4 protein-coding genes and 1 tRNA gene are annotated in these 7,168 nt (G+C 43.4%); 3 read left to right on the top strand and 2 right to left on the bottom strand.

Features of this window, described 5'->3' with window-relative positions:
- Positions 1-323 precede the first annotated feature (323 nt).
- Complete coding sequence (rgy, locus tag J7K41_01665) at positions 324-3,566, bottom strand: reverse gyrase (protein MCD6549399.1); 3,243 nt, start codon at positions 3,564-3,566, stop codon at positions 324-326.
- 118 nt (positions 3,567-3,684) lie between these two features.
- Between rgy and J7K41_01670 the strand changes: the two genes are divergently transcribed.
- The 3 genes from J7K41_01670 to J7K41_01680 all read left to right on the top strand — a co-directional run bounded on the left by J7K41_01670 (position 3,685) and on the right by J7K41_01680 (position 6,476).
- On the top strand, positions 3,685-4,179 hold the full coding sequence (locus tag J7K41_01670; GenBank protein MCD6549400.1) for an LAGLIDADG family homing endonuclease: 495 nt from the start codon (positions 3,685-3,687) through the stop codon (positions 4,177-4,179).
- Positions 4,180-4,182: 3 nt separating this feature from the next.
- Positions 4,183-6,333 carry a methionine--tRNA ligase gene (gene metG / locus J7K41_01675; GenBank protein MCD6549401.1) on the top strand — a complete coding sequence of 717 codons (2,151 nt, stop codon included), beginning with the start codon at positions 4,183-4,185 and terminating at the stop codon, positions 6,331-6,333.
- 71 nt (positions 6,334-6,404) lie between these two features.
- Positions 6,405-6,476 (top strand) — tRNA-Ala (locus J7K41_01680).
- On the opposite strand, the gene J7K41_01685 is transcribed toward J7K41_01680, so the two are convergent.
- On the bottom strand, positions 6,458-7,168 hold a 711-nt coding region (locus tag J7K41_01685), incomplete at its 5' end, for a hypothetical protein (GenBank protein ID MCD6549402.1). The genes J7K41_01680 and J7K41_01685 overlap by 19 nt on opposite strands.

The raw sequence follows: 7,168 nt of genomic DNA on the forward strand, positions 1-7,168 counted from the left end.
CGGTATTCGGTAGATTTATGAAACTGTTTGGCTACCTTTTTATTTGAGTGTCTACATGTAAATACATCCCGATAGAATACCGATTTATCAAACAGTTTAGGAGTTTCACCTAACCTACCGCTCCGAACCTGTTTAAAATTCAACCATAGGTTGTTTGCATTTGACATTTTGGTTAAAAACTGAACAAAATAACGGTTATTTTGGAAAATAATTGAACAAAAAGTCAAACCCCTTTATACTTCCGACCCATATCTCCAGATGAACATGAAAGCAAACCCGAAGGAAAAGTTATTTGGAGAATGGTTTTCTAAGAGAGAAATAAACTAACCCGGTTTCTCCCGAACCTCTCTCACAATCTCTTCGTACATGGAGAGTAGGACATCCACCACTTCTCTTTTACCTTCTTCCACATCATCCATCAGTTGATACATCTCTCGTGTTTTCTCCTCGCTCACGAACTCCCTGAAATGTTTTGTTAGATAGTTATATACGTATTCTCCGAGTTGTGTTGGATAGAGTCTCCCCTTCTTCTCTACGATATAGTGTCTCTTGTATAACTTGTTGATGATCTGAGCATAGGTACTGGGTCGTCCTATACCACGTTCTCTCATCAACCTTATAACATCACCTTCTGTAAGTGGATAGGCCTCAGGTACCTTTTCGATCAAGACCCTACCTCTACGTGTACCTGGTTTGATGGTATAAATCTGGAACACGTACGGATACAACTCATAGGTTCTCCCCTGAACCTCCTCCACTAGATCTATCTCTTTCTCAGTATACTGTCCTATCCCCACACGTATTCTATACACCGCGTGTTTGACTCTCATAGGTTTACCCTGGGATGCCATAAACCTCCTGAACACCAAGTCGTACACCTTCAACATACTACTATCCAGTTGGAGGGGACTTCCTCTCTCGGATAAGAAAGATCTGATATCGTCTACGGTTAACGGACGTGTCGGACGAATACATTCATGAGCACCACCCGACCCCCAATGTCTCCCCTGGAAATCCTCACCTAGAAAGATACGAGCGATACGTAATCCCATATCTGAAACATGTGTGGAATCGGTTCGATGGTATGTGATCAAACCGTTCTCAAACAATCTCTGTAATATGTCCATCGTTTCCCTACTGGATAATCCTAACCTCTTATGCGCGTCTCTGAGGAGTTCATCTGTGGTATACGGCGGGAGTGGATTCCGTTCTTCTTCGTACTCCTTAATTCTTTTCACATCTACTCTCACCCTACTCGGTTTAACGTCCGGTTTGACTTCGGGAAGATCGACTCGTACGCCATCTACGTCCAGTACTACCCGTTTAACCTTCCTTTTACTCCTCTTATAATACTCTATTATCCATCCTAAGACAGGTGTCTGGACACGACCCGCTGACAGGTTATTTGATTCAAACGCCTTACGCACCTTATCACTGAGTTCGAACCCGATCCATCTATCCTCAACCCTACGGACTACTTGTGCATGGACTAACCGCTTGTTTAGGGTACGTGGTGATCCGATCGCTCTAAGAAAAGCGGGTTTAGTAATCTCGTGTAATTCGATCCGTGATATCTCTTTATCGGGTAATAACTGTGATAGGTCCCAACCGATCTTCCCACCTTCCACATCCGGGTCTGTCGCTATAAATACGCGTTCAACCTCTTCAGAAACGTATCTTAGGTTATCTATTATGGATCTGCTATCGTGTAGGTCTTTACAGTCTATATCTTCGTCAGTAAACTGTACCCCTAAATCCTTACACCTCTTAATCGTAGTGTAATGTGGGAGTACCGACCTCTGTTCGGGATACACTTCTACTCCGTGGAAGTATCTCTTTGTTATCAGATCTACGGTATGACCTAAGGAAGCAGTTATGATCAACACGTATTCTCCTGAATATATCTCGTAAAACGGTTGTCCATTTATCACCCTCAAGGCAGGACGGCCGAAGAACCTGGCTATCTCCTTGGCCTTTGTAGGAGATTCTACGACCACCAGAACCGGTTGGGGTTCGACCCTTTCCTTTTCGGACCGTTCTAGCCAGTGGACTGCATCCCCGTAGTCATAAGGGTTCATCTCAGCATCATACATACTCGCTTTTATCTCGAACACCTCTAACATCTTTGGATCATCCATTACTATAGAAACACCTGGTGTCATCCCCTGAGAAGTCATACGTGAAGTCCTCCCGCTCGCTTGTATATACGTCTTCATGTCTGGGATTATTATCTCATCGCCTGTGATCAACGCAGTTCCGATTACCTTACCATCATACTTCTTTATCTCATCCCGAAAGACCATCATCTCCTCTTCAGACAATCCTTCTTTCGGTAGAACTGAGAGACCTAACCTCTTCTTAACCTCTGGTAGGTTGTTCGCTAATAAACCTACTATCCAACTGTCCGGGGAGATATTATCTATCCTTATTCTTCTGTGTGGTATCCCGCAAAAGATCGCCACTCTCGCTCTCTCTGGGAGATCGATCCCTCTAACTAATCTACCGTACGGTGCGGAAACACCGACTAACACGTCAAGATCACCGGTAGCGAACCGTGATATCTCTTCGTCGGTACCTACTCTAACCCCCTCATTCTTCAACCGTGAGACAACCGTATCCACCCAGTCCTCCCTAGGCAGAAATATTAGAATACCATTTTTCCATTCATGTATAACGTCTGTCAACCGTGCAAGTACATCTTCAGGTATCCCTTCACGTTCGGTCCAATCGATAGGTATCTTATAATCACGTATGTTCCTGAGGAGATGTTTGGTTGAACTTACATCTATCCCGAGTACCTCTCGCAAGATCCGTGTCGACTCACCCGGTTTGGCGGTAGCGGTTGCTATCACCAGTTGACCTTTCTTCACACGCTTCTCTGGTTTGGTCGTTCCAGAACCTTTAGGTGCCCGGTTGACATCGTATCCGAGTAAACTCAGTATCTTAGGTAGGTTTTTTGACCCCTTTAAAACCGCATCCAGATCGTCTACAAAGATGAAGTCAAAACGGTTGTTTTTCAACTCGGTGTAATGGAACACCAAGAAGGATGCGGTAGTGATCAGTATCCTAAAAGATCTGTCTCTTATCTTAAGGAGGACCTCCTCCTTTTCCTTTTCGGGAAGGTTCCCGTGATAGACGATTATATCTCTTTCGTCTATACCCCTCTTACTTTTTAGGTGTGAGATCATTCGATCCCGGGTTTGTTTTACGAGGTTTGTGGTCGGTACAATCAGATAACATCTTCTACCTGAGAGCGCGAGATACTCTGCCATCCTGGTTCCGAAGGTACTCTTACCCGTTCCGGTGGGTGATGTGATGGCAAAGGATTCTCCTCTTAACACACGCAGGGTCCACATCTTCTGAAGTGGTTTAAGTGGTTGACCAAAAAACTCCTCGAACGATTTAATCTTATTATACTCTTCTCCTACTGATTCGTCAAAGGGTGTGCCGGTGTTCTTACAGTATCCTTCCTCCACCTCTTGGTCGGTTAACCAGCCACCACATACCGGACAGAGATCCTCGTACACAAGAGTAAGACCCTCTGGTATCTTATCTGCATCCATCATGTTAGGTTTGATGTGATGATGGTTTTTAAAATGTCGCCCAATTCCGTCATGAAAAAAGAATTTTTTTCCAAAGGTCCGCCGACTGTTTTAAAAACTCTTTTCTACAAATGAAGAGGTGATGAAACCGAGATTAACACCCGAACTTGCATACGTAATAGGACTGTGGAAGATGCGCAGGACTAAAGAAGGGATAGGTGTCAAGGGGAGCAAGGAACTGTTATCATCGTTTGTTAAAGGGGTGTTGGAAGCGGGCCTGACCACACCTGACAAACTGCTCACCGATAAAAACAAGGTTTACTTTTATCATTCCAAGTACAGGAAATTCTTCCAAGACGTATTGAAACGCGAGAAAGAAGTATTCAGATACAAGAACGATTACAGTGCCGCATTTTTAGCAGGGTTGTTCGATGCACGGGGAGGTTTTTCCAGGGACGGCAAAACCGTTTACATTGCCAATGCCGACGTAATGGACGAACTGGTCGTTCTCAATGCAGGATTTAAAGGAAAACTTATAAAAGATAAGTTGATAATAGTGGACAGAGACAGTTTTATAAAATTCATAGGAAGGTATGCAAAGATGCTCGATTCATTATCTTCGGAAGGAGGGGATTAAAGGATGGGTAAAGAAAAAAGACTGATAACTTCTGCATTACCCTACGTGAACAACATACCGCATTTAGGCAACATCATCGGATGCGTGTTATCTGCGGACGTGTTCGCACGGTTCTCAAGGTCCAGAGGATACGATACGTTGTACGTATGCGGCACTGACGAATACGGGACAGCCACGGAAATCACCGCGTTAAAGGAAGGTACGACTCCGAAGGCGGTTTGCGACAAGTATTACAGGATCCATGCAGACGTCTACAGATGGTTCGGTATCTCGTTTGACATATTTGGAAGAACAACAAACGATAAACATGTAGGAATTACTCAGGACATATTCATGAAACTCTACAAAAACGGTTACATAACAGAGAAGGTTATCGACCAATTCTACGACCCCGATAAAGGTATCGCATTAGCAGACAGATACATCCGCGGGACATGTCCTTATTGCGGTTACGAAAACGCACGCGGCGACCAATGTGAAGAATGCGGACGGTTACTCTCACCGGACCAACTGATCAATCCGATAAGCGTCGTCTCCGGCAAACCGCCCGTAAAACGCAAATCAAAACATCTGTTTCTAAACCTCCCTGCATTACAGAAGGAGGTTAAGGATTGGATCGAAAAAACGCATGAGAAAGGGTTCTGGTCTGATAACACGTACAGCATAGCAAAGGCATGGTTGAAGGAAGGGTTAAGAGAAAGGTGTATAACCAGGGACCTGAAATGGGGTGTCCCGGTGCCTCTACAGGGTTATGAAGACAAAGTATTCTATGTATGGTTTGACGCACCGATCGGTTATATATCGATAACGATGAGTTTTACTGAGGACTGGGAATCGTGGTGGAAAGGTGAACAGGTCAAACTGTATCAGTTCATGGGCAAAGACAATGTTCCCTTTCACACAACCGTATTCCCTGCAACATTGATCGGCACTGGAGAAAATTGGGTGCTTGCGTTTCATATCAACTCTACAGAGTACCTGACGTACGAAGGTGGCAAATTCTCGAAAAGCGAAAACAGAGGCGTGTTCGGTACCGATGCAATGACCTCAGGTATACCGCCGGACGTTTGGAGGTACTACCTGCTCGTCAACAGACCTGAGACCTCGGACACCGATTTCAGTTGGGACGATTTCAAAGAAAAGACAAACAAAGAACTCATAGGCAACCTAGGAAACCTCGTCAACCGAGTTATGACGTTTACGCACAGGTACTTCAACGGCCGTGTACCGACTCCTGCCGAACTCAACGATGAAGATAAACGGTTTCTGGACGGACAGAAGGAATTGATAGATAGGATCACAGATTCGTTGGAACACGTAAAACTAAAACAGGGTCTGAGGGAGATCATGGAATACTGCGGCAGGGTCAACCAGTACATCCAGTTCACCGCGCCCTGGAGAACTGTGAAAGAAGACCCGGACCGATGTGCAACTTCCGTCTACATATTGATGAACCAGGTCAAAGATCTGGGGATACTGATAGAACCGTACCTTCCGTTCACCGCAGAAAAGATATTTAACATGCTTAACATAGACAAACCGGGATGGGACGATTTGGGTCGGTTTACGTTAACAGAAGGTCATGTGATAGGCAAACAGGAGATACTGTTTAAACCGTTGGATGACAGAACTGTGGAAGACCTGAAGAAACGGTTCGGAGGTAAACGAACAACCGTCAACGACCTAGACCTGGTAGTTGGGGAGATCATCTCTGTAGAAAAGCATCCCGATGCAGACAGGTTATACGTGGAGAAAGTGAACATCGGCGACAGAACCATAACGATAGTATCCGGTTTGGTAGGATACTATACGCCTGAAGAGCTCAGCGGGAAAAAGGTAGTCATCGTAAAAAACCTTAAACCCGCAAAGATGAGGGGGATCGTATCGGAAGGTATGTTACTTGCGGTTGTAACCGGAGAAGGTGATAAACAGGAAGTCGAAGTGTTAAGCTGCGAAGATTGTGCTCCTGGCGATGTAGTCCGTCCGGAAGGGGAACATGTGGAAGGAAAAAAGTCTAAAGGCATCATCACTTACGAACAATTCAAACAAGTAAAACTTGAAGTCAAAGACCACGTGGTCTACGGGGACGGTAGACGGTTAACGGTCAACGGGAAACCGATAAAAACAGAACACGAGAAAGGTGTTGTAGAATAACCATCGCATACTGGAAAAAATCGGCATATTTATAAACGTTTATTGACAAAATTCTTAATAAATCTTTTTAAGGGCCCGTGGCGCAGCGGTAGCGCGCCTGCTTTGCAAGCAGGAGGCCGGGGGTTCAAATCCCCCCGGGTCCATTGTCCATTTCCATTAAAGAAATCTTTGGCAAATTTAATTTAACTTTCTCAAGAGTTTTAAGTTTATTGAAAATTTTTGAAAGCGGTATCAATTTATGGGTATTTAGATCCAGTGTGAAAAAATTTACCTTTTTATTTTTCATTTGTTCCCACTCTCCAATATTCTTCTTAATTCCCCAAATCTCGTTGATATGAAGTAAGAAGGTTAAGTTGTCTAATACTATGTTAATCTCTTTTATAGACGTACCTTCATACTTTTTAATACTCTCATATATTTTCTTTTGTGGTGTTCTTCCTTCTCTATCTTCTGAGAATAAAGTTTCAACTTCATAAGCAGCATTTTCTTTAACATCCCATACATCTGGTTTTGGATGTTCTCCTTTAGTGTTTGCTTCTGATAGTTGTTCTTCCGTTTTAATGTTTTCTTCTATTTCTGGAAGAGAGTTTAGTTTATATTTTTCTGAGAGAAACTTTACAATGAACCATTTTATTTGAAGATGCAATCTAGACTCTTCTCCTTCATGTTGATTAGTAGCTTGAGTGTATATTCCATATCTCTCCTTTTGTAGATTTTCAAGATACTCTTCATGTTTTGTTTTACCAGATTTATTAAAAATATTATCAAGTGTTGTACCCAATGATCTATCACCATCTATAATTTTTATGTCCATATCAATCCCTTCTATTAATAA

Source organism: Candidatus Micrarchaeota archaeon (assembly GCA_021163225.1).
Lineage (GTDB): Archaea > Micrarchaeota > Micrarchaeia > Anstonellales > JAGGXE01 > JAGGXE01.

Coding starts and splice junctions, on each gene's coding strand:
- rgy (MCD6549399.1), bottom strand. CDS start 3,566: ATGATGGATGCAGATAAGATACCAGAGGGTCTTACTCTTGTGTACGAG.
- metG (MCD6549401.1), top strand. CDS start 4,183: ATGGGTAAAGAAAAAAGACTGATAACTTCTGCATTACCCTACGTGAAC.
- J7K41_01670 (MCD6549400.1), top strand. CDS start 3,685: ATGAAACCGAGATTAACACCCGAACTTGCATACGTAATAGGACTGTGG.